This window comes from Enterobacter vonholyi, assembly GCF_040834095.1.
Taxonomy (GTDB): Bacteria; Pseudomonadota; Gammaproteobacteria; order Enterobacterales; family Enterobacteriaceae; genus Enterobacter; species Enterobacter vonholyi.
The window spans coordinates 2,895,183-2,920,800 of record NZ_CP162152.1 but is presented as its reverse complement, the minus strand read 5'-3'; the positions used below and the strand labels follow the sequence as shown (position 1 = coordinate 2,920,800).

The window sequence follows — 25,618 nt, the reverse complement described above, 5'->3', positions numbered from 1 at the left end:
AGTATACTGGCAGGAAACACCACGCCTGAGAAAACAGAGATGGAACAAGCGCATACCCGGTTAATCGCTCAACTGAATGAACGGATCGCCGCGCCGGACAACACGCCGCTGTACCTGAAATTTGCCGAAACGGTAAAAAATGCGGTGCGAAGCGGCATGCTGGAGCACGGGAATATTTTGCCCGGCGAGCGCGATCTGAGCCAGTTAACCGGCGTGTCGCGCATTACCGTGCGAAAGGCAATGCAGGCGCTGGAGGAAGAGGGCGTGGTGACGCGTTCCCGTGGATATGGCACGCAAATCAACAACATCTTTGAATATTCGCTGAAAGAGGCGCGCGGGTTCTCGCAGCAGGTGGTGCTGCGCGGCCAAAAGCCCAATACGCTGTGGGTCAACAAGCGTGTGGTGAAATGCCCGGAAGAGGTGGCTAACCACCTATCGATCTCCCCGGACAGCGAGGTTTTTTTACTTAAGCGCATTCGCTATGTGGATGACGATGCGGTGTCGATTGAAGAGTCCTGGGTCCCGGTCGGGTTAATTCCCGATCCGGATGCAATTGGCATTTCGCTGTACGACTACTTCCGCAGTCAGAACATCTTCCCGCAGCGCACCCGCTCAAGGGTGAGCGCCCGCATGCCGGACAGCGAGTTTCAGGCGCACATAAAGATGGATGAAAAAATACCGGTGCTGGTGATCAAGCAGGTTGCGCTTGACCAGCAGCACCGTCCGATTGAGTACAGCATCAGCTACTGTCGCAGCGATCTATACGTCTTTGTATGCGAGGAGTAATTCCTCACGAGTCGGGGCGCAATCGCCGCCGCGGTGGCTGACCACCCAGGACGCCACGGCATTCCCCAGCAGAACGGCGTCTGCCAGCGACCATCCCGCTGCCAGCCCTGCCAGCGTGCCGCCCGCGTGGCTGTCGCCAGCACCAATGGTGTCCACAACCGTCGCCGGGAACGCCGGAACAACGCCCGAGGCGTCACCGTCATACCACATAGCACCGTCTTTATCATGGCGCACAATTAGCGCGGCGCCGAAGCGTTGCTGCCACACTTCACCCAGGTTTTCAGACTCCACACCGAATCTTTCAGCTGCAAGTTCCGCTTCCTGACGATTGAGCGACACGATTGGCCTGCAGGCCATAATCCGCTCCATCAGCGCGTCGGGAATATCCGCGATGCGGGGGCCGAAATCGATCAATGCCGTCACGTCCTGTAATCCCTCCAGCCAGCGTGTCAGCAGCTCGCCGCACGGCGATGCCAGCTGGTAGCCGGACAAATAAATCAGGCTGTTTTGCGGAACGTAAAGCGCATCCAGCCAGCGCTGCTGCCACTGGTTCTCCACGCCGCTAAAGGACATAAAGGTACGTTCGCCGTCAGGCTCAACCAGCGCCAGGCACCAGCCGTTGTCGCCCGTATCGGCCTCCACGGCGCTGTGCAGATCCTGCTTCGCCATGGCGTTGCGGATAATATCCGCCCAGACGCCGTGACCGACGGGCAGAGCGTTTTGCGCCGTAATGCCGAGCCGCTTCAGGGCGATGGCAATGTTTAGCGCGCAGCCGCCGATATTCACGCCCTGCTGCTTAAGTTCGATATCGCACCCGCGCCAGGGCAGGGCGTAGGCGTCGGCGATGACGTCTATCACCGCTGCGCCCAGCACCGTCACCGGGCGCGTGGCGTGCAGGGTGTCGAGACGTTGGGCAAATGCATTCATACGCCCTCCCTTTGCTCCCGGTAGTGCAGCAGTTTCTCGCAATAGTGGCCGAAATCGAGCCGGTTAACGGCGTCGAGCTCGGCCTTCAGCGCCGGGTCAATTGCCTGGACGCCGTGGAGCGCGCCGCAGATGGCTGTCGCCATGGCACCAATGGTGTCGGTATCGCCGCCCAGGTTGGCGCATAAAATGGCGCAGCGGTTCGGTTCGGTTTCCGCCAGTTCGACCATCGCAATGGCCGCCGGGACGGACTCAATGGTGCTGGTTCCTGCGCCGACAAGCTGATAAATCTGCTCGCTGGCGGAGTCGATGCCGTTGGCTTCCCGTACAGTCTTAAGCGCCAGCTCAATACGCGCCGCCAGCGACGCGCTGAAGGTGGTGGTTTTCGCCTCCTGCGCATAGCGGGCGATACCCGGCAGGGCATCGACGATGTTCTGCCAGCTTTCGCCGTCGACGGCACGGGAAACCGCCCACGCAATCACCACCGCGCCGGCAATGGCGAGGTCGGATTTATGGGTCGGGCTGGAGGCCAGCGCCACCTGCTCAACAAAGTGTTCCAGACGCGTGGCCGGAAGCAGGCAGCCCAGCGGGGAGGCGCGCATCGCCGCCCCGTTGGTCACGCCGTTGTTTTCCAGTTCGCTCACCGGCTTGCCGTCACGAATTGCGTTAAGCGCGATTTTGGAGGTTGGGCCGAGCACGTTCTTATTAAACGCATCGAAATCGAGCGCCCAGTTCAGGATATGCTTGCCGATAACATCCGCGTTAATCTCCCCGTCGCACTCAACGATCGCATCGGCCAGGCACAGCGCCATTGAGGTATCGTCGGTAAACTCTGCCTGTTTGAAATAGCAGGCCGCATTATTCTCTGCCGGGCCGGGTAAAAAGCGGTCGATCCAGCCGAAGTGCGCCTTGATGCGCTTTCTCGGCCACAGCTCCGACGGCATGCCCATCGCATCCCCTAACGCCTGCCCGTAAAGGGCCCCGAGAACACGGTCTTGTTTCATTTAACTTCCCCTTGTGTCAGCGCGGTATCGCCATCAACCACCGCAATTGCGGCGATCTCTTTGTCCGATTCGCGGAAAAACAGCATAAACAGCACGGCAATCACGGCAATCATGATTGCACCAAACGTCCACATTCCGGCCCAGTTGAAGGTCAGCCCATTCACCGGCTCTTTGTATGCGAACATTTTTTCCATCATCACGCCGCCCAGGCGGTAACCCAGCAGGCTACCAAAGCCCTGGCAGCACAGCGTAATCAGGCCCTGCGCGGCGGTCCGCATGTGCACCGGCGCTTTTTTATCCACGTAGATATACGCGGTGACATAGTAGAAGTCGTAGCTCACGCCGTGCAGCAGAATCCCGAGGAACAGCAGGGCGTAGGTGAAGTACTGTTCCGCACCGCCGTATACGAAGAATCCGTAGCGGATGGCGGCCGTGATCAGACCCAGCAGTAAGACCTTCTTAATACCAAAGCGTTTGGTAAAGAACGGCAGGGCGAGCATAAAGAAGATTTCAGAAAACTGGCCGAGCGTCATCCAGCCGGTGGCGTTTTTCATTCCCACTTCGGTGAGATAGCCGTTGGCGAAGATGTAGTAGAAGGCCAGCGGCATGGCGAACAGGAACGAGCAGAAGAAGAATACGAGGAAGTTTCTGTCGCGCAGCAGGATCAGCGCGTCCAGCCCCAGCATCACTTTGAAGTCCAGCTTGCCGGTACTTTTCGGCGGTGTGTTCGGCAGGAAGAGGGCAAAGACGCCGAGCAGGGCGGAGCTGGCGGCCGTCATCAGCAGCGGAATATTGGTATCGGAAATATCGCTGTAGCCCAGCATCTGCGGCAGGAAGCCGCACGCCAGCCCGGAGGCGATCCAGCCTATAGTGCCCATCACGCGGATGCGCGGGAAATCGGCCTCGACGTCATCCACGTTCGCGAAGGCAATACTGTTGGTCAGCGCGATGGTGGGCATATAGGTCAGGGAGTAAACCAGCAGCAGCGGGAAGAAGGTGCTGAACTGGGTTTGCTGTGCGGCGAAGTACATCAGAATCGCGCCGGCAAACATCAGCACCGCCAGTACTTTCTGCGCGGCGAAGAAGCGGTCCGTCAGCGATCCGACAAGAATCGGGGAGAGGATAGCGGCAATGGCGGTACAGGCGTAAGACCAGCCGATTTCCCCGGCGGTAAAACCGCTTTTGCTCAGCCACAGCCACAGCGGCACAAACCACGCGCCCCAGATAAACCATTCAACAAACATCATGAATGACAGTTGGACTTTCGTTTTCATTTTTTAATCCTGCATGTCAGAGAGGGTACGCCTTTAACATACCATTCAATAATACCTTTTAAATACCTTTGTGGCGATTGTTTGATCAATGTAACAGTTTTGTTGTACACGAATCGAGCCAGCAGATTGTGCTGAAAAAAAATGCAATGGGTGGAAAATCTGTTAAGTCGGTACCAGGCTTAGTCTGCCCATAAATAATGGGACTGGATAAACACACACCGACACGACGTCGGACTTACGGGAGTATCACATGACTGATATTGCGCAGTTGCTTGGCAAAGACGCCGACAGCCTTTTACAGCATCGTTGTATGACCATTCCAGCCGACCAGCTTTACCTGCCTGGTCATGATTACGTTGACCGCGTGATGGTCGATAACAACCGTCCCCCTGCCGTGCTGCGAAATATGCAGACGCTCTATAACACCGGGCGGCTCGGCGGCACCGGATATCTCTCGATTCTGCCGGTAGACCAGGGCGTTGAGCACTCGGCGGGCGCCTCCTTTGCGGCGAATCCGCTCTACTTCGATCCGAAGAACATTGTTGAACTGGCGATTGAAGCGGGCTGTAACTGTGTAGCCTCCACCTACGGCGTGCTGGCTTCGGTTTCGCGTCGCTATGCCCACCGCATTCCGTTCCTCGTGAAGCTGAACCACAACGAAACCCTGAGTTACCCTACCGAATATGACCAGACGCTCTACGCCAGCGTCGAGCAGGCGTTCAATATGGGGGCGGTTGCAGTTGGGGCGACGATTTACTTTGGCTCTGAACAGTCCCGTCGTCAGATTGAAGAGATCTCTGCGGCGTTTGAGCGCGCTCATGAGCTCGGCATGGTGACCGTGCTGTGGGCGTACCTGCGTAACTCGGCGTTCAAAAAAGACGGCGTAGATTACCACGTGTCGGCCGACCTGACCGGCCAGGCGAACCATCTGGCGGCGACCATTGGCGCTGACATCGTGAAGCAAAAAATGGCCGAGAATAACGGCGGCTATAAAGCGGTAAACTTTGGCTACACCGATGACCGCGTTTACAGCAAGCTGACCAGCGATAACCCGATCGACCTGGTGCGCTACCAGCTGGCGAACTGCTATATGGGCCGCGCGGGGCTGATCAACTCCGGCGGCGCGGCGGGCGGCGATACTGACCTGTCAGACGCGGTGCGTACGGCGGTTATTAACAAACGCGCGGGCGGCATGGGGCTGATCCTGGGTCGTAAGGCGTTTAAGAAATCGATGGCCGACGGCGTGAAGCTGATCAATGCGGTGCAGGACGTCTATCTGGACAGCAAAGTCACGATTGCCTGACCTGAGGGCGAAGTGTAGGCCGGGTAAGGCGTAGCCGCCACCCGGCAATACCATTAGCGCAAAAGCACACAGTCCGGCGGCAACCGACACTGCAGCGCGCCGGGCAACACCTCAATGCGGAACTGTGTTCCGCTTAACGGCTCTCCGTCGAGGTTAAACGTCATCCCGTGCGGGGCATTTACCTCAAACCACGCCGATTTCCCGTCAATGATATTTGGACTCTCTTCCGGCTGCGTCAGCGTGGTAAACAGCGCGGGCAGCAGGCCGTCGCCCGTGAAAATCCTCAGCTGTAGCTGACCGTCATTGATCAGCGCCTCCGGGCACAGCTGCTGACCGCCGCCCGCCTGACGCCCGTTGCCAATGCCAATGACCAGCGCGTCACCCTGCCACTGAAAATCCTCGCCGCGAATTTCGCAGCGGTCAGGCTTGAGGGTATCCATGCGCATCAGACCGTGGATCAGATACGACACGCCGCCCAGCGCCGCCTTCAGTTTTTCCGGCGTTTCGCTGGTGATGCGCGTGCCAAACCCGCCGGTCGCCATATTGATAAAGCAGGTTTTATCATTCACCTGCGCAATATCCACGGCGGTGGCTTTACCGAGGATCGCCAGCTGGAGCGCCTTCTCTAACTCCTCCGGGATCCCGGCGCTGGTGGCAAAGTCATTGGCGGTGCCGAGCGGTAAAATGCCCATCACCGGACGGTTTGCCGGGGGCAGGTCTATTAGCGCTGAGGCAATCTCATTGATAGTGCCATCGCCGCCGCCGGAAATGATGGTCTCAACGCCAAGCCCGAGGGCTTCATTGATATAGCGTGCCGCGTCGCCTTTTTCCCACGTCACCCTGACGTGAATGCGCGCGCCGTCGTCGCGCAAGCCGCGAATTGCCTGACGCAACAGATCGTTGCCTGCACTTTTGCCATTGAGAATCAATAAACTGTCTGGATAGGTTGCCATCCGCGCTGCTCCCTTTTTTAGCGTTAGTAAGAGTGTATAGCAGAGAGGAAAAAAGCGGGTAAGAACAGGATGAAAGGAACAAAATATGCCCGAAAGCGCGTTACACTCCAGCGATGATATGGACTAATCACAGGAAAGTGATGATGAATAAAATTTTGGTAAGCGCGTGCCTGATGGGCTTCAGGGTTCGTTATAACGCAAGTGAAAAAGCGAGAATGAACGCGCAACTCGCTCGCTGGCAACAGGAACAACGTCTGGTTATCCACTGTCCTGAATTGGCTGCCGGGCTGCCTGTACCGCGTCCTCCGGCAGAGATTATGTCTGCTGATGGGAAAGACGTAATGCGCGGGCAAGCCAGAATTATTGAAAATACCGGGCAGGATGTGACCGCACATTATCAGCTTGCAGCCTGGCTTGCGCTACGCGCTGCTCAGGAGTCGGGGTGTAGCGCTGCATTGTTAACCGATGGCAGCCCAACGTGCGGCAGCGAGTTTATTTATGACGGATCGTTTCGCGGCATACATAAAGCGGGGAGGGGAGTTGCGGCATCGTTGCTCGCAGAGCATGGGATCGCCGTGTTCTCAGAGAAGCAAATCGACGAATTCATTGCCTGGATTGAGGGGAGAGAAGGCAAAAAATAAGCCCGCGTAAGGGAGATTACGCAGGCTAAGGAGGTGGTTCCTGGTACAGCTAGCATTTATGGGTTATGTTTTTCAGCGGGGGGATAATAGCCGTATTGAACGAAGCGGTATGTGATCCGATTCTAAGAATTATCCCAGCGCGAAAAAATTTCCCTGATTGACTATTTGCCGTGTGGGTTTCGGGTGCTTTCACCGTTGAAGTTACGCATCAGCAGCGCGAACTTCAGCTCCACCTCTTCCGGAACCGGCAGCCAGACGGTATGCCCGTCGCCCGGCGCGACCTCAATCGCTTCGCCTTTGCCGTTTTCCAGATGCTCCAGCGTGAAGTTCATGTTGCCCTGCGGGGTCATCAGCTCCAGGCTGTCGCCTTTGGTGAACTTGTTTTTCACCGCGACGGCCGCCAGCGCGCCTTTACGCTCGCCGGTGAAGTCACCGACAAACTGCTGGCGCTCGGAAACGGAGTAGCCGTGCTCGTAGTTCTGGTAGTCGTCATGGGTATGACGGCGCAGGAAGCCTTCGGTATAGCCGCGGTGCGCAAGACCCTCCAGGGTTTCCAGCAGGCTGGTATCGAACGGTTTACCGGCGGCCGCATCGTCGATGGCTTTACGGTACACCTGCGCGGTACGCGCGCAGTAGTAATAGGATTTGGTGCGGCCTTCAATCTTCAGGGAGTGCACGCCCATCTGCGTCAGACGCTCGACGTGGGCGATGGCGCGCAGATCTTTCGAGTTCATGATGTAGGTGCCGTGCTCGTCTTCAAAGGCGGTCATATACTCGCCCGGACGTTTGGCTTCTTCAATCATAAACACGCTGTCGGTTGGCGCGCCGATGCCCAGCGTCGGCTCAACGTTGGTCACCGGAATAGGCTCGTGCTTGTGGACGATGTTGCCGACGTCATCCTCTTTGCCTTCCTGGACGTTATATTCCCAGCGGCAGGCGTTGGTGCAGGTGCCCTGGTTCGGGTCGCGCTTGTTGATGTAGCCAGAAAGCAGGCAGCGGCCGGAGTAGGCCATGCACAGCGCGCCGTGGACGAAGATTTCGATTTCCATATCCGGCACCTGAGTGCGGATCTCTTCGATCTCTTCCAGAGACAGTTCGCGGGACAGGATGACGCGGGTCAGCCCCATCTGCTTCCAGAACTTCACCGTTGCCCAGTTGACGGCGTTTGCCTGCACGGAGAGGTGAATATCCATCTCCGGGAAGTTCTCCCGAACCAGCATGATTAAACCCGGGTCCGACATGATCAGCGCGTCCGGCCCCATATCGACCACCGGCTTCAGGTCACGGATGAACGTTTTCAGCTTGGCGTTGTGCGGCGCGATGTTGACCACCACGTAGAATTTTTTGCCTAGGGCATGCGCTTCGTTGATGCCGAGCTGCAGGTTCTCGTGGTTGAATTCGTTGTTACGCACGCGCAGCGAGTAGCGCGGCTGGCCCGCATACACGGCGTCGGCGCCATAGGCGAAAGCGTAACGCATATTTTGCAGCGTTCCCGCCGGGGAAAGGAGTTCCGGTTTAAACATGTTTGTTCTCGTTCTGATGACAGGTCAGATCCGCGTACACCTGGTGCAGCGGTAAGGGGAGATCCCCCACTTTAAGGGCGGGCATTGTAGCGCTGCGGGGCAGGGAGGTAAAGTTATTGTGCCGGGTGGCGGCTTCGCCTTACCCGGCCAGGATTGACCCGCGGATGACTAGGCAATCCTGCACGCATCCGCTTCCCAGCGATACCCCACGCCATACACCGCGCGAATAAACGACTGTTCGGCGTCCAGCGCTTCCAGCTTGCGGCGCAGGTTTTTGATATGGCTGTCGATGGTGCGGTCGGTCACTACGCGGTAATCGTCGTACAGGTGGTTCAGCAGCTGTTCGCGGGAGAAGACTTTGCCCGGCTCGTGGGAGAGGGTTTTGAGCAGGCGGAACTCCGCAGGGGTCAGGTCCAGCAGCTTGCCGCGCCAGCTTGCCTGGAAGCGGCTTTCATCCACAATCAGCGGGCTTTCAGCGTCCAGCACCTGAAGCTCGCGCTGCGGCCTGCAGCGGCGCAGAATGGTCTTCACGCGGGCTACCACCTCGCGCGGGCTGTAGGGCTTGCAGATGTAGTCGTCCGCGCCGATTTCGAGCCCCAGCAGGCGGTCAATCTCTTCAATTTTAGCGGTGACCATGACGATCGGCACGTCGGAGAAGCGGCGAATTTCCCGGCACAGGGTCAGTCCGTCAACGCCCGGCAGCATTAAATCCAGCAGGATCAGATCCGGCGGAGTCTGGCGCACGTACGGCAGCACCTGGTCGCCGTGGCTTATCAGGGACGGGGCATAGCTGGCCGCGCGTAAGTAGTCGATTAGCAGCTGTCCCAGCTTGGGTTCGTCTTCAACGATCAAAATGCGCGGCGTGTTTTCGTCAATCGGTAACTCGGTCATACTTCTCTCGATAAATCCCGTTCCAGAGGTAACTCTACTGTAATGCTAACCCCGCCAAAAGGCGAATGGGCTGCGCGGATCGTGCCATTATGCGCCTCGACGATGTTAACGCAAATCGCCAGCCCCAGGCCGGAGCCGCCGCTGGCGCGGTTGCGGGAGCCTTCGGTACGGTAGAAACGTTCAAACAGTTTTTCCAGCTGCGCGTCCTGCACGCCGGGGGCGGAATCCGCGAAGGTGAGGGCAAAGCGCCCGTTTTCCTGCCTGCCGGAGATGTGCAGCCCTCCGCCGCTGTCGGTGTAGCGTAGGCTATTTTCCAGCAGGTTATTGAACAGCTGCATCAGTCGGTCTTTGTCGCCAAACACCACCGCGCTGTCCGGCAGGGAGAGGTCGATTTTCAGGTTGCGGCTGGCAAACCGCTCTCGGAACGCGCCGCTGATCACTTCCAGAATATTAATCACGTCCACCGGCGCTTTCTGGTAGGCCAGCGCGCCTTCGTCAGACATGGAGAGCTGATGGAGATCGTCCACCAGCTTGGTGAGCGTACCCACCTCCGCCTGCAGTGATGCCACCGATTCGGCCGTAAACTGGCGCACGCCGTCCTGAATGGCCTCGAGCTCGCCGCGCAGCACCGCCAGCGGGGTGCGCAGCTCGTGCGAGATATCGGCCATAAAGTCGCGGCGCATCTGCTGGTTTTTCTCCAGCGTGCTGGCAAGCTGGTTAAAGTCCTGCGCCAGCTTGCCCAGTTCGTCCTGGCTGCGGGTATCGACGCGGGTGGTGAAATCCCCGGCGGCGAGCTTGTGCGTACCCTCCACCAGCCGTTTTACCGGGGCGAGCAGACCGCGTGCCAGAGGGAAGGTGGCGAGCGCGGCGAGCAGCGTGGAGAGGGCTACAATCAGCCAGCTTGTGCGGCGCTGCTGGCGGTCAAAGTTGATGTCGGTGTTGCGCGTCAGGCGCTCCACCGGGGAGGCGATGACCCAGCCAACGGTGGCGTTATTGACTTTAATCGCCCGCCGGGTGCCGTCCGGCGGTATCGGCGCGCGCGGGCCAACCAAGGGGCGCATATCCTGGTCGATCACCCAGAACTGGGTGCGCCAGCCGTGCGGCGGCATGCCCGGCCCCGGGCGATCGTCACCGGTATCGTGCTCCAGCGAGCGCAGGATCTGGAAAATAAAGCGGTCGTTATTGCGCAGAAAACGCCAGTTGCCGTGTTGGGCGTACTGTTCACTCAGCGCATCGCTTAAGCCCTGTAAACGCTGTTCATTGCCATGCTTGATGTAATCAATAAAGCCGCGCTCAAAGCTTACCCGCACCGCCCAGTGCATGGTGATCAGCAGGACGATACAGGTGGCGAAGATCGCTACAAAGAGCTTGCCGGTAATACCCGGACGCCAGAATTTCATGAGCCACTCCTTTTGCCGCGCCTAATCACGACGTTCTTGCTGGTATCATCCGGCACTCTGGCGAAGATGAAAGCGGGCAGGGCGATGATGACCGCCATGCTGAGGTAGGTATACAAAAAGACCTGATGCGCCACCGGCGTGTCGACGCTGAGATGGTGCTGGCCGTACATGCCGAGCAGCAGGCCGGCAATGGTGACGCCCACGCTCATTGAGAGCTGCATGATCATCGACAGCAGGCTATTGCCGCTGCTCGCCAGATCGTCAGGCAGGTCCTTCAGCGTCAGGGTATTCATCGACGAGAAGCGCATGGAGTTGACGATCCCCTGACAGAACAGCACCAGCGGCAGGACGTAGTACCAGCCCATCAGCGCCACGGCCATAAACAGCAGGCTGACCAGCGCCAGCCCCAGCGTGGCGGCCACCAGCACGTGTCGATAGCCAAAGCGGTTGACCACCTGCACCACAACGCGCTTCATCCCCATGCTGCCGAGCACCATCGGGATCATCATCAGGCCCGCGTGGAACGGCGAAAAGCCCATGCCAATTTGCAGAAAAACGGGCGTCATAAACGGCAGCATCCCGCTGCCGATGCGTCCGGCGAAGCTGCCAGACAGGCCCAGACGGTAGGTAGGGTTTTTAAACAGGTTCAGGCTGAACAGCGCCTTATCGTTACCTCTGGCATGCCGCAGATACCACAGTATGGCGGTAACGCCGAGCGCGATCAGGAGCCCGAGCGTCAGGGGCGAAATCCCCAGCCCTTTTTGCCCGTCGAGCGCCAGGGTAAGCGTAGCCATGCCCGCCGCCAGCAGGATAAAGCCAAAGAAATCAAAGCGCCGGGTCTGCAATTTATAGTTCGGCATCAGCGTCAGGGTGGCGATGGCGCCGATGATGCCAACAGGAAGATTGATTAAGAAGATCCAGTGCCAGGAGGCGTACTCCACCAGAATGCCGCCCAGCGCTGGACCCAGCAGCGGCCCCACCTGACCGGGCAGGGTCACAAAGGTCATCGCCGCCATGTACTGCTCGCGTGGCACAATTTTCATCACCGTTAGCCGCCCGACGGGCACCATCATCGCCCCGCCGATGCCCTGCAGCACGCGCGCCGTCACCAGCTGGTCGAGGGTATTGGCCTGGGCGCAAAACAGCGAGCCGGTGGTAAACAGCACGATGGCGGTAAAGAAGATGTTCCGCACGCCGACCTTATCGGCCAGCCAGCCGCTGGCGGGCAGCATCACGGCCACCGTCAGCACGTAGGAGACAATCACCATGTGCATATGCAGCGGGCTCTCCCCCAGGCTTTTCGCCATGGAGGGGAGGGCGGTGTTGACGATGGTCGTATCCAGCGACTGCATAAAGAAGCCGAAAGCGACTATCCATAGCTGCCAGCGAACGTTAGCGGGGAGATCGGTCATTTACTCGGTCACCGTGGTTCTGTTTTTACGCGAGAAGCGCAGCCGCAGGCGGTCGAAGAACAGATAGACCACCGGCGTGGTGTACAGCGTCAGCAGCTGGCTCATCACCAGGCCGCCGACAATGGTGATCCCCAGCGGCTGGCGCAGCTCTGAGCCGTCGCCGCCCGAGATCACCAGCGGCAGCGCGCCAAACAGCGCCGCCAGGGTGGTCATCATGATCGGACGAAAACGCAGCAGGCAGGCCTGGAAGATGGCCTCTTCCGGCGACAGATTGCCGTTGCGCTGGGCGTCCAGCGCGAAGTCCACCATCATGATGGCGTTTTTCTTCACGATGCCGATCAGCAGCATGATCCCGATGAGCGCGATAAGGCTGAACGGCGCGCCGAACAGCTCCAGCGCCAGCAGTGCCCCCACGCCCGCCGACGGCAGCGTCGAGAGAATGGTCAGCGGGTGAACGTAGCTCTCGTACAGCACGCCCAGCACAATATAAACCGTGGCGATGGCGGCCAGAATCAAAATCACCTGCGAATTCATCGTCTCCTGGAACACCTGCGCGGTGCCGGCAAAGCTGCCGCGCACGGTGGACGGCACGCCAAGCTGGGTCATCGCGCGGTTGATAGCATCGCTGGCCTCAGACAGTGACGAACCGGCGGGCAGGTTAAAGGAGATGGTCGATGCCGCCGAAAGCCCCTGATGGTTCACCGACAGCGGCGCGTTGGCAGGCTGCCAGCTGGCGAAGTAGGAGAGTGGAATCGCCTTGCCGTCGTTGTTAATCACAAACATTTTGTCCAGGGCGCTGATGTCCTGGGTGTAGCGCGGGTCAACTTCCATCACCACCTTGTACTGGTTCATCGGCTGGTAGATGGTGGAGATCTCGCGCTGGCCGAAGGCGTTGTTCAGCAGGCTGTTGGCGGCTTCAACATTAATACCCAGCCGCGACATGGTTTCGCGGTCGTAGGTCAGCGCCATCTCGGCACCGTTGTCCTGCTGATCGGAGTTGACGTCCGCCAGCTCCGGCAGGGCGGCCAGCGCCTTGCGGATCTTCGGCTCCCACTCGCGCAGGGCGGCCAAATCGTCCGAGAGCAACGTGTACTGATAGCTGGCGTTCGCCTGTCGCCCGCCGACGCGGATATCCTGAACGGCCATCAAAAACAGGTTTGCCCCCGGCTCTTTGGCGAGCTTCACCCGCAGGCGGTCAATCACCTGCTGGGCGGTTTCGTTGCGCTCGCCGCGCGGTTTCAGGGTAATAAACATCATCCCGCTGTTGACGCGTGACCCGCCGGTAAAGCCGGTGACGTTATCCACGGCTTTGTCTTCCCGAATGATCTTCATAAAGTCCTGCAGCTTGCCGCGCATCGCCTGGAACGAAATGCTCTGGTCCGCCTGAATGCCGCCCATCAGCACGCCGGTGTCCTGTTCCGGGAAGAAAGTTTTCGGGATGGTGATATACATCCAGACGTTGAGCACAATGGTGCCCATCAGCACCAGGCCGACAAGACGCGTATGGTTCAGCACCCACTTCAGCGATTTACCATAGCCTTCCTGCAGTGCCATCAGGAAACGGCCAAAGCCTTTGCGGCGCGGCTGCGAATGGGGTTTGCTGCGCTTGAGCATCCAGCCGCACATCATTGGCGTCAGCGTTAAGGAGATGACCAGCGAAATGCCGATGGCGACGGAGAGAGTGACGGCAAACTCGCGCAGCAACCGGCCCGGCAGCCCGCCCATCAGCAGCAGTGGCAGGAAAACCGCGACCAGCGACAGGCTCATGGAGAGTACCGTAAAGCCCACCTCGCGCGTGCCCTGCAGCGCGGCCTGCAGCGGCTTCACGCCCGCTTCCAGATGGCGGGAAATGTTCTCCAGCACCACGATGGCGTCATCCACCACGAAGCCCGTCGCAATCGTCAGGGCCATCAGCGACAGATTGTTGAGGCTAAACCCGCACAGGTACATGGCGGCAAAGGTACCAATCAGAGACACCGGCACGGCCACCGCCGGAATAAGCGTCGCGCGGCCGGAGCGCAGGAACAGAAAGACCACCAGGATCACCAGCGCGACGGAGATCACCAGCGTTTGCTCGACCTCTTCCAGCGAGGCGCGAATGGTCGGGGAGCGATCCTGGGCAATTTGCAGATCGATCGCCGCCGGTATGGTCTCCTGCAGGTCCGGAAGACGGGCGCGAATGCTGTTCACCGTCTCGATAATGTTGGCCTCCGGCAGCTTGCGGATCATCAGCAGAATCGCCGGCTTGGCGTTGGTCATCCCGGCGTTACGCACGTCCTGCACCGAATCGGTGACGCTGGCAACGTCGCTTAAGCGCACCGCCGCGCCGTTGTTATAGTGGATGATGAGCGGCTGATATTCCGCCGCGGTTTTCAGCTCGTCGTTGGTGTGGATCTGCCAGCGGTGGCTGCCGTCCTCAATCGCCCCCTGCGGTTTACGCACGTTGGCGTTGCTGATGGCGGAGCGCACGTCGTCCAGCGACACGCCCTGGTTAAACAGCGCCTGCGGGTTTAACCCCACGCGCACCGCGGGCAGGGAACTCCCGCCAACGCTCACGTCGCCGACGCCGTTAATTTGTGAGATTGTCTGCGCCAGCTGGGTGGATGCAAAGTCGTACAGCTGCCCCTGCGAGTACGTATCCGAGGTCAGCGTCAGGATCATGATCGGCGCGTCGGACGGGTTGGCCTTGCGGTAGGTTGGGCGGCTCGGCATCCCGCTCGGCAGTAGGCTTTGCGCGGCGTTGATGGCCGCCTGCACGTCGCGCGCTGCGCCGTTAATATCCCGGTCGAAGCTGAACTCCAGAATGATGCGCGTGCTGCCCAGCGAGCTGCTGGAGGTCATCTCGTTGACCCCCGCAATTCGCCCGAGCGAACGCTCCAGCGGCGTGGCAACCGACGAGGCCATGGTTTCCGGTGAGGCGCCCGGCAGCGAAGCGCTGACCATGATCACCGGGAAATCCACCTGCGGCAGAGGCGCTACCGGCAGCAGCCGGAAGCCCAGCACGCCGCAGAGGGTAATGGCGAGCGAGATTAAAATCGTCGCCACCGGGCGATAAATGAAGAGGGCGAAAAACTTCACTTACGCCTCCTCTTCACGTTTCGGGAAGCGGCTTTTGGTCCACAGCGCCAGGCGGTCAAACAGCAGGTAGATCACCGGCGTGGTGAAGAGGGTCAGCACCTGGCTCACCAGCAGACCGCCGACCATGCCGATACCCAGCGGACGACGGAGCTCCGCGCCGACGCCGGTGCTGAGCATCAGCGGCAGCGCGCCCAGCAGGGCGGCAAGCGTGGTCATCAGGATCGGACGGAAACGCAGCAGGCAGGCCTGGAAAATCGCATCGCGCGGCGACATGCCCTGCTCGCGCTCGGCGGCCAGGGCGAAGTCGATCATCATGATGGCGTTTTTCTTCACGATCCCGATAAGCAGGATGATGCCGATGATGGCAATCACGTCCAGCTCACTGCCCGCCAGCATCAGTGCCAGCAGTGCCCCCACGCCCGCCGTCGGCAGGGTAGAGAGGATGGTGATCGGGTGGATAAAGCTTTCATACAGCACGCCGAGCACGATGTACATCGCCACGACCGCCGCCACGATCAGCCAGATGGTGTTACCCAGCGCGGCCTGAAACGCCAGGGTGCTGCCCTGGAACTGGGTCTGAATATCGGACGGGAAGCTGAGCTCTTTTTCCGCCGCCTGAATGGCCTCCACCGCTTCGCCCAGAGAATAGTTGTCCGGCACGTTAAAGGAGATGGTGGTGGACGGGAACTGATCCAGATGGTTGATCGACAGCGGGGTATAGCGTTCTTCCACCGTGGCGATAGCGCTCAGCGGCACAATGCCGCCGTCTTTGCTGGTCAGGCGCACCGAGTCCAGCCCCGCCAGGCCGGGCGTGTTCTCCGTGTTGTGCTCCAGCACCACGCGGTACTGGTTCGCCTGGGTGTAGATGGTGGAGATCAGGCGCTGACCGAAGGCGTTGTACAGGGCGTTGTCCACGTCCGCCATGGTGATACCCAGACGGCTGGCGGTATCGCGGTTGACGTTAACGTACGCCGCCAGCCCTTTGTCCTGCCAGTCGCTGCTAACATCGGAGAGCTGGGGCAGGGTGTTAAGCTTGTTCACCAGCTGCGGCACCCAGGTGCTGAGGGCATCCAGCGTGGTGGCCTGCAGCGTGAACTGGTACTGCGTGCGGCTGACCTGCGTATCAATGGTCAAATCCTGAATCGGCTGCAGGTAAAGCTCAACGCCCGGCACGCGCGCGACTGCGTTTTGCAGACGCTCAATGACGGCGTTGACGCGATCGTCGCGTTCATCCAGCGGCTTGAGGTTGATCTGCAGACGCGCGCTGTTGAGCGACGGGTTGGTGCCGTCGACGCCCACGTAGGAGGTCAGGCTCTCGACCGCCGGATCCTTCATGATGATTTCAGACACCTGCTGCTGGCGCTGCGCCATATTGGCGAAGGAGACCGACTGCGGGGCCTGAAGCGTGCCCTGGATAATGCCGTTGTCCTGGATCGGGAAGAAGCCTTTCGGAATGAAAATCCACAGCATCACGCTGAGCGCCAGCGTGCCGAGCGCCACGCCGAGCGTTGCCCACGGATGGTTCAGGACTTTCGCCAGCACGCGACCATAGGCGGCAATAATGCGCTCGAACATGCGCTCGGAGGCGCGCGAAAAGCGGTTTTGCTTGCGCAGGGACTCGTGGCTCAGCATGCGGGCGCACATCATCGGCGTCAGAGTCAGCGACACCACGGCGGAGATCAAAATGGCGACCGCCAGCGTCACGGCAAACTCGCGGAACAGCCGCCCGACGATATCGCCCATAAACAGCAGCGGGATCAGCACCGCGATCAGCGAGAAGGTCAGCGAGATAATCGTAAAGCCGATTTCCCCTGCGCCCTTCAGCGCGGCGGCCAGCGGTTTTTCGCCTTTCTCGATATAGCGCGAGATGTTCTCGATGACGACGATGGCGTCATCCACCACGAACCCGGTGGCGATGGTGAGCGCCATCAGCGTCAGGTTATTGATCGAAAAATCGAGGAACACCATCACCGCAAAGGTGCCGACCAGCGAGAGCGGCACGGCGACGGCGGGAATAATGGTTGCCGGAACGTTACGCAGGAACAGATAGATGATCATGACGACCAGCGCAATTGCCAGCATCAGCTCAAACTGGGTGTCGGTGACCGACGCGCGAATATTCGTGGTGCGGTCGGAAAGCACCTTCACGCTGACCGATTTCGGCAGGCTTTCGATCAGCTGCGGCAGCATGGTGCGGATGCTGTCGGCGGTTTCGATGATGTTCGCGCCCGGCTGGCGCTGCACGTTCATCACGATCGCCTGCTGCCTGTTGGCCCAGGCTCCCAGCCAGCTGTTTTCCGCACCTTGTTCTACGGTCGCCACGTCGCCCAGACGCACCGGCGCGCCGTTCTGGTAGGCGATAATCAGCTGACGATATTCGTCGGCGGACTGCATCTGGTCGTTCGCCGAGAGCGTCACGGCGCGGGTTGGGCCGTCCAGCGAGCCCTTCGCCGAGTTGACGTTGGCGTTGCTAATGGCGGTGCGGATGGTTTCACTGGTGAGCCCCAGCGCGGCGATGGCCTGCGCGTTCAGCTTGACGCGCACCGCCGGGCGCTGACCGCCCGCCAGGGTGACGAGGCCGACGCCGGAAACCTGAGAAATTTTTTGCGCCACGCGCGTTTCGACCATGTCCTCTACCTGGGTCATCGGCATCGCGGAGGAGGTGACGGCCAGCGTCATGATCGGCGGATCCGCCGGGTTCACCTTGCTGTAGACCGGCGGGTTAGGCAGATCCGACGGCAGCAGGTTGGTGGCGGCGTTGATGGCCGCCTGCACCTCCTGCTCGGCGACGTCCAGCGACAGCGTCAGCTGGAACTGCAGCGTCACGACGGATGCGCCGCCGGAGCTCTGGGAGGACATCTGTTTTAGCCCCGACATCTGGCCGAACTGGCGCTCAAGCGGGGCGGTGATGGCGGACGTCACGACATCAGGGCTGGCACCGGGATAGAGCGTCACCACCTGAATGGTTGGGTAATCCACTTCCGGCAGCGCCGATACGGGCAGGAAGCGATAGCCGATAATCCCGGCGAGCAGGATCGCCACCATCAGCAGCGTGGTGGCGACAGGACGGAGGATAAACAGGCGTGATGGCCCACCTGTAGAGCCTGGCGGCAGCACCTGCATCAGGATTTCTCTCCCTGTTTCGCAGGTTCAACCACTTCCACTTTGGCCCCTTCGGTCAGACGGTCAATACCGTCGGTGACCACGCGGTCGCCTGCGGAAAGGCCGGCGCTGATGACCACCGTCTGGCTGTCCTGAATACCGGTTTTTACCAGATGCTTGCTGACCTTATTGTCGTTGTTGAGCACCCAGACAAAGTTGCCTTCATTACCCATCTGCAGTGCAGCGGTGGGGATCACCACCGCGTTTTCTTCGGTCGCAACCAGCATGCGCGCATTGACGAACTGGTTCGGGAAGAGGGCATCGTCCTGGTTATTAAAGCGCGCCTTCAGCTTGATGGTGCCGGTGGTGGTGTCGATCTGGTTATCCAGACTGAGCAGGGAGCCTTCGCTCAATTTCTGCTTGTTGGTGCGGTCCCAGGCTTCCACTACCAGGCCTTTACCGGCTTTTTGCGCCTGCATGACGGTCGCGATATCGCTTTCCGGCAGGGTAAAGACTAAATCAATCGGGTGGGTTTGGGTGATCACCACGATGCCCGTGGTGTCGCCGCTGGAGATTTGGTTGCCGATATCGACCTGCTTCAGGCCGACGCGTCCGTCAATCGGCGCGGTGATGCGGCTCCAGTCCAGCTGCAGCTGGGCGCTGGCAACGGCGGCTTCGTCGGCTTTGATGGTGCCCTGCGTTTCGCTGACCAGCGACTGCTGGGTATCAAGCTCCTGACGAGACACAAGGTTGGTTTTCACCAGCTGCTGGTAGCGGGCCAGATCGCGACGGGCGTTGGCGAGAGTGGCTTTGTCTTTCGCGAGCTGTCCCTGCGCCTGGGCGAGGGCGACCTTAAACTGGCTCGGATCGATTTCCGCCAGCAGATCGCCCGCTTTGACCTGCTGACCTTCCTGGAAGTGGATCGCGACGAGCTGGCCGTCGACGCGGCTGCGCACCGTGGCGGTATTGGCGGCGGTAATGGTCCCGAGACCAGTGAGATAGCGAGGAACGGCTTTATTCACCGCCGTCGCCGCCTGAACCGGCGCCAGGGTGCCGCCGCGCATGCCGTGACGCCCTCCGCCCGTGGGGCGCTGAGCCTGACCGGTGGCACCGGCGGGAGCGGCGGAGTTCGCGGATTGACTGTGCCAGTACCATGCGGCGGCAAGGACCACCACAATGATGCCAGCGGCGATTGCCCAGCGGGATTTGTTACTGCCTTTCATCGTTATACGTTCTCATCCTGAAGACTTCGGGGAATGATACTAGTTTAGTCAGCTAACACAGCGGAAAAATGGAGGAAATATGGAAGACTGTCAGGAATGGTCTGAATGGAGGTAAACGCAAAACGGCAACATCCGCTGCCGTTTTTGATGTTTTATTCCTCTCCCTCTAGGAGAGGGCCGGGGTGAGGGCACCAGACCGCACCGCAACAACGCTAGCTAAACATCACCTGCGCCCAGCGCGCCAGACCGGCTGTAACGGAACCAAAATCATCGCCACCTGCAATCGGAATACCCGGCAGCTGTTCGGCCAGCGCTTTCTTAATCAGCGGTGAACGGGCGCTACCGCCGGTCAGGTAGATGACGTCCGGCTTCTCTTTGCCGTTCTCCAGCGCCAGCTGCACCTGTTCCAGAATGCGCTGCAGCGGCTGGGCAAGCGCCGTCTCCAGACCGTCCTGCGAAATGGCGGTGGCCAGTTCGTCGCTGATGAACGGCAGGGAGACCGCATGCTCGGCGCGGTCGGAAAGGGCGATTTTGCTCTCTTCCGCGGTACGCACCACGCGGTAGCTCAGACGCTGGCGCCACACTTTATAGAGGAGGGCGACTTTTTTGGCGTCCTGGGCATCGCGAACCAGATCGTTAAGGAAGCGGCCGTTGGCGGTGCTATAAAAATCACTTTGCGCAGGCACATCGTTGATAGCAATCGCATTCCACCACGGCAGGATCGGCAGGGCGATGCCTTTTTCCGTCTGACCGCCCATGCCGAGCAGCGGCATCAGGCTTTTGAATGCCAGCGCGATATCGAGATCGTTACCGCCTACGCGGCAGCCGCTGTGTCCGAGCAGGCTGTTTTCACGATCGCGACGGTTATGCCATTCGGGGCCCATCAGCAGCAGCGAGCAGTCCGTCGTGCCCCCGCCGATATCCACGACTAATACGCGCTTCTCTTCCGTCAGCGTGGCTTCAAAGTCCAGCCCCGCGGCAACCGGTTCATACTGGAATACCACATCGCGGAAGCCTGCGCGGTGCGCCGCGCGTTCAAGGATCCCCTGCGCCTGCTGGTTGGCCTCGTCGCCGCCCAGCCCCTGGAAGTTGATCGGGCGGCCAATCACCGCCTGGGTAATCGCATCGGTGACCTGCGTCTGCGCCTGATTGCGAATATGCAGCATCATCGCGCACACCAGGTCTTCAAACAGCGCGACCTGCTGCGGCTTCAGGCCGCTGGCGCCGAGGAAGGATTTTGGCGACTTAACGAAATAGACTTCTTCGGGGTCTTCAATGTAGTGCCCGAGCGAAGAGAGGCCGAACTGCACGCTGGACGGCGAAACGTCGATGTCTTCCTCGCGATTAAAGCTGACCGCCCGGCGCAGCAGCGCCTGGGTCTCCGCCGCCGTGGCCGGAACCTGGTGGTGGCGGAACAGCCATTCGCTCACCGCTTCACGCGTCGGTGCGCAGAGCATAGACGGCAGCAGCGTGCTCTCTTTTTCCATTTTCAGGAGCCGTGGCTGCCCGTTTTGCATAATCGCAACCGAGCAGTTTGCCGTACCGTAGTCAAATCCAATAAACACGATGAATCCCCATGCCGGTGAGAAGGGGCGAGACTTTAACGAAATGTCCGCATGGCGACAACAGGAATATGAAAGCAAGGCGAAACAGGACCTTTCCGTTTATGCTGTGAAGAACCCAAAAGGAGAGACGATGTACACCCTGAACTGGCTTCCCCCTTACGACTGGCAGTGGATGTTTGGCTTTCTTGGCGCGCGTGCGGTGACGGGCATTGAAACCGTCACAAACGACTACTACGAGCGCAGTTTTGCCTGCGAAGGGCATCAGGGGATTTTCCGCGTGACGCCGGATATCGCAACACACACGCTGAACGTGACCCTCAGCCCGGGGTTAATTCCGGTTGCGCAGCCGTGCCTTGAGCGCATCGAACGCCTGTTCGATCTTGCCTGCAATCCACAGCACATCGCAGAGACGCTGGGCGATCTCGGTGCTGCAAGGTCGGGCTTACGTTTGCCGGGAGCGATGGATGCGTACGAGCAGGGCGTCCGGGCGATCCTCGGGCAGCTCGTGAGCGTGGCGATGGCGGCGAAGCTGGCGTCGCGCGTGGTGGCGTTATGCGGCGAACCGGTGGCGGATTGCCCGGGGTATCTCTGCTTCCCCACGCCGCAGGCGCTGGCGGCAGCGGACCCGCTGGCGCTGAAAGCGTTGGGCATGCCCGTAAAACGCGCGGAGTCGCTGATTCATCTGGCGCAGTCGGTTATCGACGGAACGTTTCCGCTTTTCCCGCCCGTGAATATAGAAGAGGGGATGAAGGCGCTACAGCAGCGGCCGGGGATAGGGCGCTGGACGGCAAATTATCTGGCCCTGCGCGGCTGGCAGGCGAAAGATGTGTTTCTGCCGGATGATTACCTGATTAAGCAACGCTTCGCCGGAATGACGCCCGCGCAAATTCGTCGTTATGCCGAACGCTGGAAACCGTGGCGCTCCTACGCGCTGCTGCACATCTGGTATACCGACGGCTGGGCACCGTCAGTTGATGGCGAAATAGCTGGTGTTTAGCAGAAGATCTAATGGCTGCGGCTCGGCGATAGTGTCGCCATAGATAAAATCAATGCCGATGCCCGAGAGCGTATCCATCATGATGGGCTGATTACACGGCCCTGCTATGGTCTTCATCCCCAGACGCTGGGCGTGGCCCTGAACAATGGTCACCATCATCTCATCCATCAGATTGCCATAGACGTTGCTGACCACCTCTGCGTCCAGCATCAGATAGTCGGCCATGTTCGGGCTCAGGTGCGTGAAGACGTTCATGTCGCGACCTATCTGACTGAAGATCACACGGCAGCCCGCCTGGCGAAGCTTTTGCAGACCCCGTTGCAGGTTTTTATCCGGGCTGCACACCACGTCGGCAGAGATAACCAGATGCAGGAGACGGCCCGGCATGGGGCTTTTATCCAGCAGCTCGAGAAGTTCATCGACCAGCGTTACGCTGGCTAAACCGGCCTCAGAAAGCGGCAGTGCCACGCCCATGCCTTTACTGGCCACCTGAGCGGCGAAGGCACGGAAAAATTCACTAAAGATACGTCTGTCGAGGGCGTGCAAAAGCTCAGGCTCCGCCAGGCCCGAGCGGAAGGCATGCTCCTCCTGTACTTCACCCTGGCTGGTCCACAGGCGTAACGAAAGCAGCCAGAAATTACTGCTTTCCGGGATGCGCGGGGAGGCGACGCTGCGGGCGATCATCATCAGGTGATTGTCTTTAATCATGTGCCACTGTTCATCAAGCGACATCATGCTGCGCGTGTTGTGATCCCGCTCCTGCTGGGGTTCGTAAACCGTCACAGTACCGCGCCCGTTGTTTTTTGAGGCGTAACAGGCAATATCCGCCTGCGACATTACCTCCGACGCCTGATGGTTATTTTCATCAATCAGCGTGATACCTGCGCTGGCGCCGATCCGGTGCAGGCGGCCTTCCCACATAAAGTGATAGTCGTTGATGGCATGAATCAGGCGACCGGCAATATAGCGCGCGCTTTCAATATTGCAGTCCGGTAACAGTAACCCAAACTCATCCCCGCCCAGGCGCGCCAGCACGTCGCTGGAGCGGAGCATGGTCAGCATCAGAGAAGAGAGTTCCCGCAGCAGGGCATCGCCCGCCGCATGGCCCGCCGTATCGTTGACGGCTTTAAAGCGATCGAGATCGATAAAGACAAGGGCATGGCGCTGTCGCGTTTCGCGAACGGTCTGCAGGAGTCGTTTGAGATGATTTTCGAAGCTGACCCGGTTTGCCAGATGGGTCAGGGCATCGTGGGAGGCGCTGTAGCTCAGCTGGCGCAGCATTTTGCGCGACTCTGTCACGTCCTGAATCACGATAACCGAGCCAATATTCTGTCCATCCAGCGTGCTGAGCGGCGTAATGCTGTAATGAATATCAAAATTACCACCGGTACGGCAGTTCAGCACCACGTCCTGATCGATATCAGAACGGGACATATCGCCGCTGTGAATATTCTCCATCAGCGGCCCTTTTTCACCAAAGGTGATATGCAACACCTTCAGGATCGGCTGGCCGATAGCTTCGGTCTGCAGCCAGCCGCTCATTTTCTCAGCGACCGGGTTCATAAAGGTGACGTTCATGTTGATATCGGTGCACAGCACCGCTTCACCGATAGAGTCGAGCGTGATGTGTAGCCGCTCTTTTTCCTGGAAAAGCGCCTCGTTAAGCTGCTTAACCTCGGTCATGTCCATGTTGATACCGAGCAGCCGTTCGACTTCGCCCTGCTTATTGAGCACCCGGTTCGCCAGGGAGCGAATATGGCGCACGCCTTCCTTCACGCGGATGCGGAATTCCAGCTTAAACGGCAGACGGGATATCAGCGAGTCCCGCAGCACCTTCTCAGCGTGGGCACGATCTTCCGGCAGCATCGTATCGTGCCAGAGCTGCCAGGTAGGCTTGATATGCGGCGGGATTTCATACAGCTCAAACATCCGCTTGTCCCAGCTGATGATGTCTGGCTCGAGATCCCACTCCCAGATGCCGATGCCGCCCGCTTCGTTAGCAAGCGTAATGCGCTCCATCAGGCGTTTATTGACCCACTCGGTCTGCTTCAGGTCGTTAATATCTTCAATCTGGGCGATAAAATAGAGCGGCGAGCCGTCGGCATGGCGCACGACGGAGACGGCAAGCAGCGCCCAGACCACTTCCCCGTCGCGGGTGTAGTAGCGCTTCTCGAGGGTGTAAGTGTTGATGTCGCCGTTGACCAGCTGTTCGAGCTGCTCCAGGTCGGTATTCAGATCTTCCGGCCAGGTGAGCTGCTGGAAGGTCAGCGACTGGAGCTCCGTCTGGCTGTAACCGAGGAAATTGCACAGCGCCTTGTTAGCCTGTAGCCATTTACCTTCGATGCTGACCAGCGCCATACCGATGGCGGAATACTCCATCGCATTGCGGAAACGCTCCTCGCTTTCGGTAATGTGCTTGCGCTCGGCGCGGAAGGCGTACATCACCATGGTCATCACGTTGGCAGGCAGGAGCAGCATCAGGAACGGCAGCCAGGGGGCGTTCAACATCGGCCCGACGTGTTGGGTTGTCAGCGCCACCGGGTTCCGGGCAATCATCAGCGACACAACCATCACGGTGACAAGAAACACCATGAATGCTTCCATTCGCGGCAAGCGCACTGCGCTCCACATAAGCAAAACGATAACGCAGGTGAAAGGCCACGGCAGCCAGGTAATGGCTGCCCAACTGAGGGCCAGCGTCACGGCCAGGGTGGTCAGGGTTTCCAGCAGCAATCGCGGGTCACGGTGGCGCAGCAGATAATGCGGTTTAAACAACAGTCCCAGTGGTACCACCGCCAGCGCGCCAATGGCTTCAGACAACACCCAGACGAAGAAATTACGCGCTGGTTCAGGGCCGGGCGCCAGCAGAGACACCAGGACGCCGCCCACCAGGGGCGGTATCACGGCGCTGCCGATGGCCACCCGGATCCAGTCATTCAGATTCTGCAGCGGGTTGTACCACGGCAGCAATTTGCGCAGCAATAACGCACCGGTAAAGGCTTCAACCACGTTAATTGAGGTGTAGGTGAGGTTTATCGATCCCCACGAAAACAGCATCCATGTGGCCAGAATATTGCCGAACGAACAGGCCAGGGCGATTCCCGGCCACATTTTTCCTGCATGGCGATAAAACGCCACCATCATAATGGCGGTGGGGAACCAGAGCGGGGCCAGCAGGGTGCCGAACCGGGTGAGCTCCAGCGAAAATAAGGTAAAGATAAAGGTGACCAGGCCCAGACAGACAAGTCGTATTAAAGGATGTGGGGTGGTAACCAAAACCCGCTGGTATTGTTTATTCATTACCGCTTTATCCAGAGACGCCATGCCGTCAGGGAAGATGTCCGAACGCGTGAATTTGATAATTTGGTTTATGCTAGTACAAACAATTTACAATTCATATGGTGACCGCTCAGAATTTGACACCACAGACTTATTAAATAGAAGCTCCGTGAAAAAAAACGGTTAAACGCTGAAAAAACGCTCATTTAAATTTCACTCAGGGAATAAGACGTCACTTTTAGGCCAGTCTCGCAGAACCTGTG

General features: G+C 59.3%; 17 protein-coding genes. 4 read left to right on the top strand and 13 right to left on the bottom strand.

Annotation, left to right across the window (positions count from 1 at the left end):
* The first annotated feature begins 39 nt into the window (after window positions 1-39).
* Window positions 40-786, top strand: coding sequence for a GntR family transcriptional regulator (locus tag AB3N39_RS13750; RefSeq protein WP_111965802.1), 747 nt, complete (start codon window positions 40-42; stop codon window positions 784-786).
* Here AB3N39_RS13750 and AB3N39_RS13745 read toward each other — a convergent pair.
* From AB3N39_RS13745 to AB3N39_RS13735, 3 genes are read right to left on the bottom strand one after another with little or no spacing between them, the layout of a single operon-like run.
* The gene (locus AB3N39_RS13745) at window positions 760-1,713 is read right to left on the bottom strand and encodes a PfkB family carbohydrate kinase (RefSeq protein ID WP_133294789.1); all 954 of its coding nucleotides are present in this window, start codon (window positions 1,711-1,713) and stop codon (window positions 760-762) included. The two genes, AB3N39_RS13750 and AB3N39_RS13745, sit on opposite strands and share 27 nt — an antisense overlap.
* Window positions 1,710-2,714 (bottom strand): ADP-ribosylglycohydrolase family protein, encoded by a 1,005-nt coding sequence (locus AB3N39_RS13740; RefSeq protein ID WP_325813667.1) that lies wholly within the window; start codon window positions 2,712-2,714, stop codon window positions 1,710-1,712. The genes AB3N39_RS13745 and AB3N39_RS13740 overlap by 4 nt, the downstream gene beginning before the upstream one ends.
* Window positions 2,711-3,988 carry a nucleoside permease gene (locus AB3N39_RS13735; RefSeq protein ID WP_047174535.1) on the bottom strand — a complete coding sequence of 426 codons (1,278 nt, stop codon included), beginning with the start codon at window positions 3,986-3,988 and terminating at the stop codon, window positions 2,711-2,713. Before AB3N39_RS13735 ends, AB3N39_RS13740 begins: the two co-directional genes overlap by 4 nt.
* 250 nt (window positions 3,989-4,238) lie before the next feature.
* Between AB3N39_RS13735 and fbaB the strand changes: the two genes are divergently transcribed.
* Complete coding sequence (gene fbaB, locus AB3N39_RS13730; RefSeq protein ID WP_008500869.1) at window positions 4,239-5,291, top strand: class I fructose-bisphosphate aldolase; 1,053 nt, start codon at window positions 4,239-4,241, stop codon at window positions 5,289-5,291.
* 53 nt (window positions 5,292-5,344) lie between these two features.
* Here fbaB and yegS read toward each other — a convergent pair whose 3' ends face one another.
* Window positions 5,345-6,244, bottom strand: a complete 900-nt coding sequence (gene yegS / locus AB3N39_RS13725) for a lipid kinase YegS (protein ID WP_136195408.1) — start codon at window positions 6,242-6,244, stop codon at window positions 5,345-5,347.
* A 140-nt stretch (window positions 6,245-6,384) separates the two neighbouring features.
* Between yegS and AB3N39_RS13720 the strand changes: the two genes are divergently transcribed.
* Entirely contained in the window at window positions 6,385-6,885 is a 501-nt protein-coding gene (locus AB3N39_RS13720) for a DUF523 domain-containing protein (RefSeq protein WP_288460844.1), read from the top strand.
* Between the two features lie 161 nt (window positions 6,886-7,046).
* On the opposite strand, the gene yegQ is transcribed toward AB3N39_RS13720, so the two are convergent.
* From yegQ to yegD, 8 genes are all read right to left on the bottom strand, one after another.
* Window positions 7,047-8,408: a tRNA 5-hydroxyuridine modification protein YegQ gene (gene yegQ / locus AB3N39_RS13715; RefSeq protein ID WP_133294786.1), complete on the bottom strand. Its 1,362-nt coding sequence runs from the start codon at window positions 8,406-8,408 to the stop codon at window positions 7,047-7,049.
* A gap of 168 nt (window positions 8,409-8,576) precedes the next feature.
* Window positions 8,577-9,299 carry a two-component system response regulator BaeR gene (baeR, locus tag AB3N39_RS13710; RefSeq protein WP_127731642.1) on the bottom strand — a complete coding sequence of 241 codons (723 nt, stop codon included), beginning with the start codon at window positions 9,297-9,299 and terminating at the stop codon, window positions 8,577-8,579.
* The gene (baeS, locus tag AB3N39_RS13705; protein ID WP_252093243.1) at window positions 9,296-10,699 is read right to left on the bottom strand and encodes a two-component system sensor histidine kinase BaeS; all 1,404 of its coding nucleotides are present in this window, start codon (window positions 10,697-10,699) and stop codon (window positions 9,296-9,298) included. The genes baeR and baeS overlap by 4 nt, the downstream gene beginning before the upstream one ends.
* On the bottom strand, window positions 10,696-12,111 hold the full coding sequence (locus AB3N39_RS13700; protein ID WP_136195406.1) for an MFS transporter: 1,416 nt from the start codon (window positions 12,109-12,111) through the stop codon (window positions 10,696-10,698). The genes baeS and AB3N39_RS13700 overlap by 4 nt, the downstream gene beginning before the upstream one ends.
* Window positions 12,112-15,189 carry a multidrug efflux RND transporter permease subunit MdtC gene (mdtC, locus tag AB3N39_RS13695; protein ID WP_115875809.1) on the bottom strand — a complete coding sequence of 1,026 codons (3,078 nt, stop codon included), beginning with the start codon at window positions 15,187-15,189 and terminating at the stop codon, window positions 12,112-12,114.
* Window positions 15,190-18,312 carry an MdtB/MuxB family multidrug efflux RND transporter permease subunit gene (locus AB3N39_RS13690; protein ID WP_143345308.1) on the bottom strand — a complete coding sequence of 1,041 codons (3,123 nt, stop codon included), beginning with the start codon at window positions 18,310-18,312 and terminating at the stop codon, window positions 15,190-15,192. It lies immediately after the preceding gene.
* Window positions 18,312-19,514, bottom strand: coding sequence for an MdtA/MuxA family multidrug efflux RND transporter periplasmic adaptor subunit (locus AB3N39_RS13685; protein WP_367896811.1), 1,203 nt, complete (start codon window positions 19,512-19,514; stop codon window positions 18,312-18,314). Before AB3N39_RS13685 ends, AB3N39_RS13690 begins: the two co-directional genes overlap by 1 nt.
* A 212-nt stretch (window positions 19,515-19,726) precedes the next feature.
* Window positions 19,727-21,079, bottom strand: coding sequence for a molecular chaperone (gene yegD, locus AB3N39_RS13680; RefSeq protein WP_133294781.1), 1,353 nt, complete (start codon window positions 21,077-21,079; stop codon window positions 19,727-19,729).
* Window positions 21,080-21,209: 130 nt separating this feature from the next.
* On the opposite strand from yegD, the gene alkA reads away from it, so the two are divergent.
* A complete protein-coding gene (gene alkA, locus AB3N39_RS13675) occupies window positions 21,210-22,076 on the top strand; it encodes a DNA-3-methyladenine glycosylase 2 (RefSeq protein ID WP_367896810.1) in 867 nt (288 codons plus the stop codon).
* Here alkA and AB3N39_RS13670 read toward each other — a convergent pair.
* Entirely contained in the window at window positions 22,047-25,376 is a 3,330-nt protein-coding gene (locus AB3N39_RS13670; protein WP_127731630.1) for a diguanylate cyclase, read from the bottom strand. The genes alkA and AB3N39_RS13670 overlap by 30 nt on opposite strands.
* Window positions 25,377-25,618: the final 242 nt, after the last annotated feature.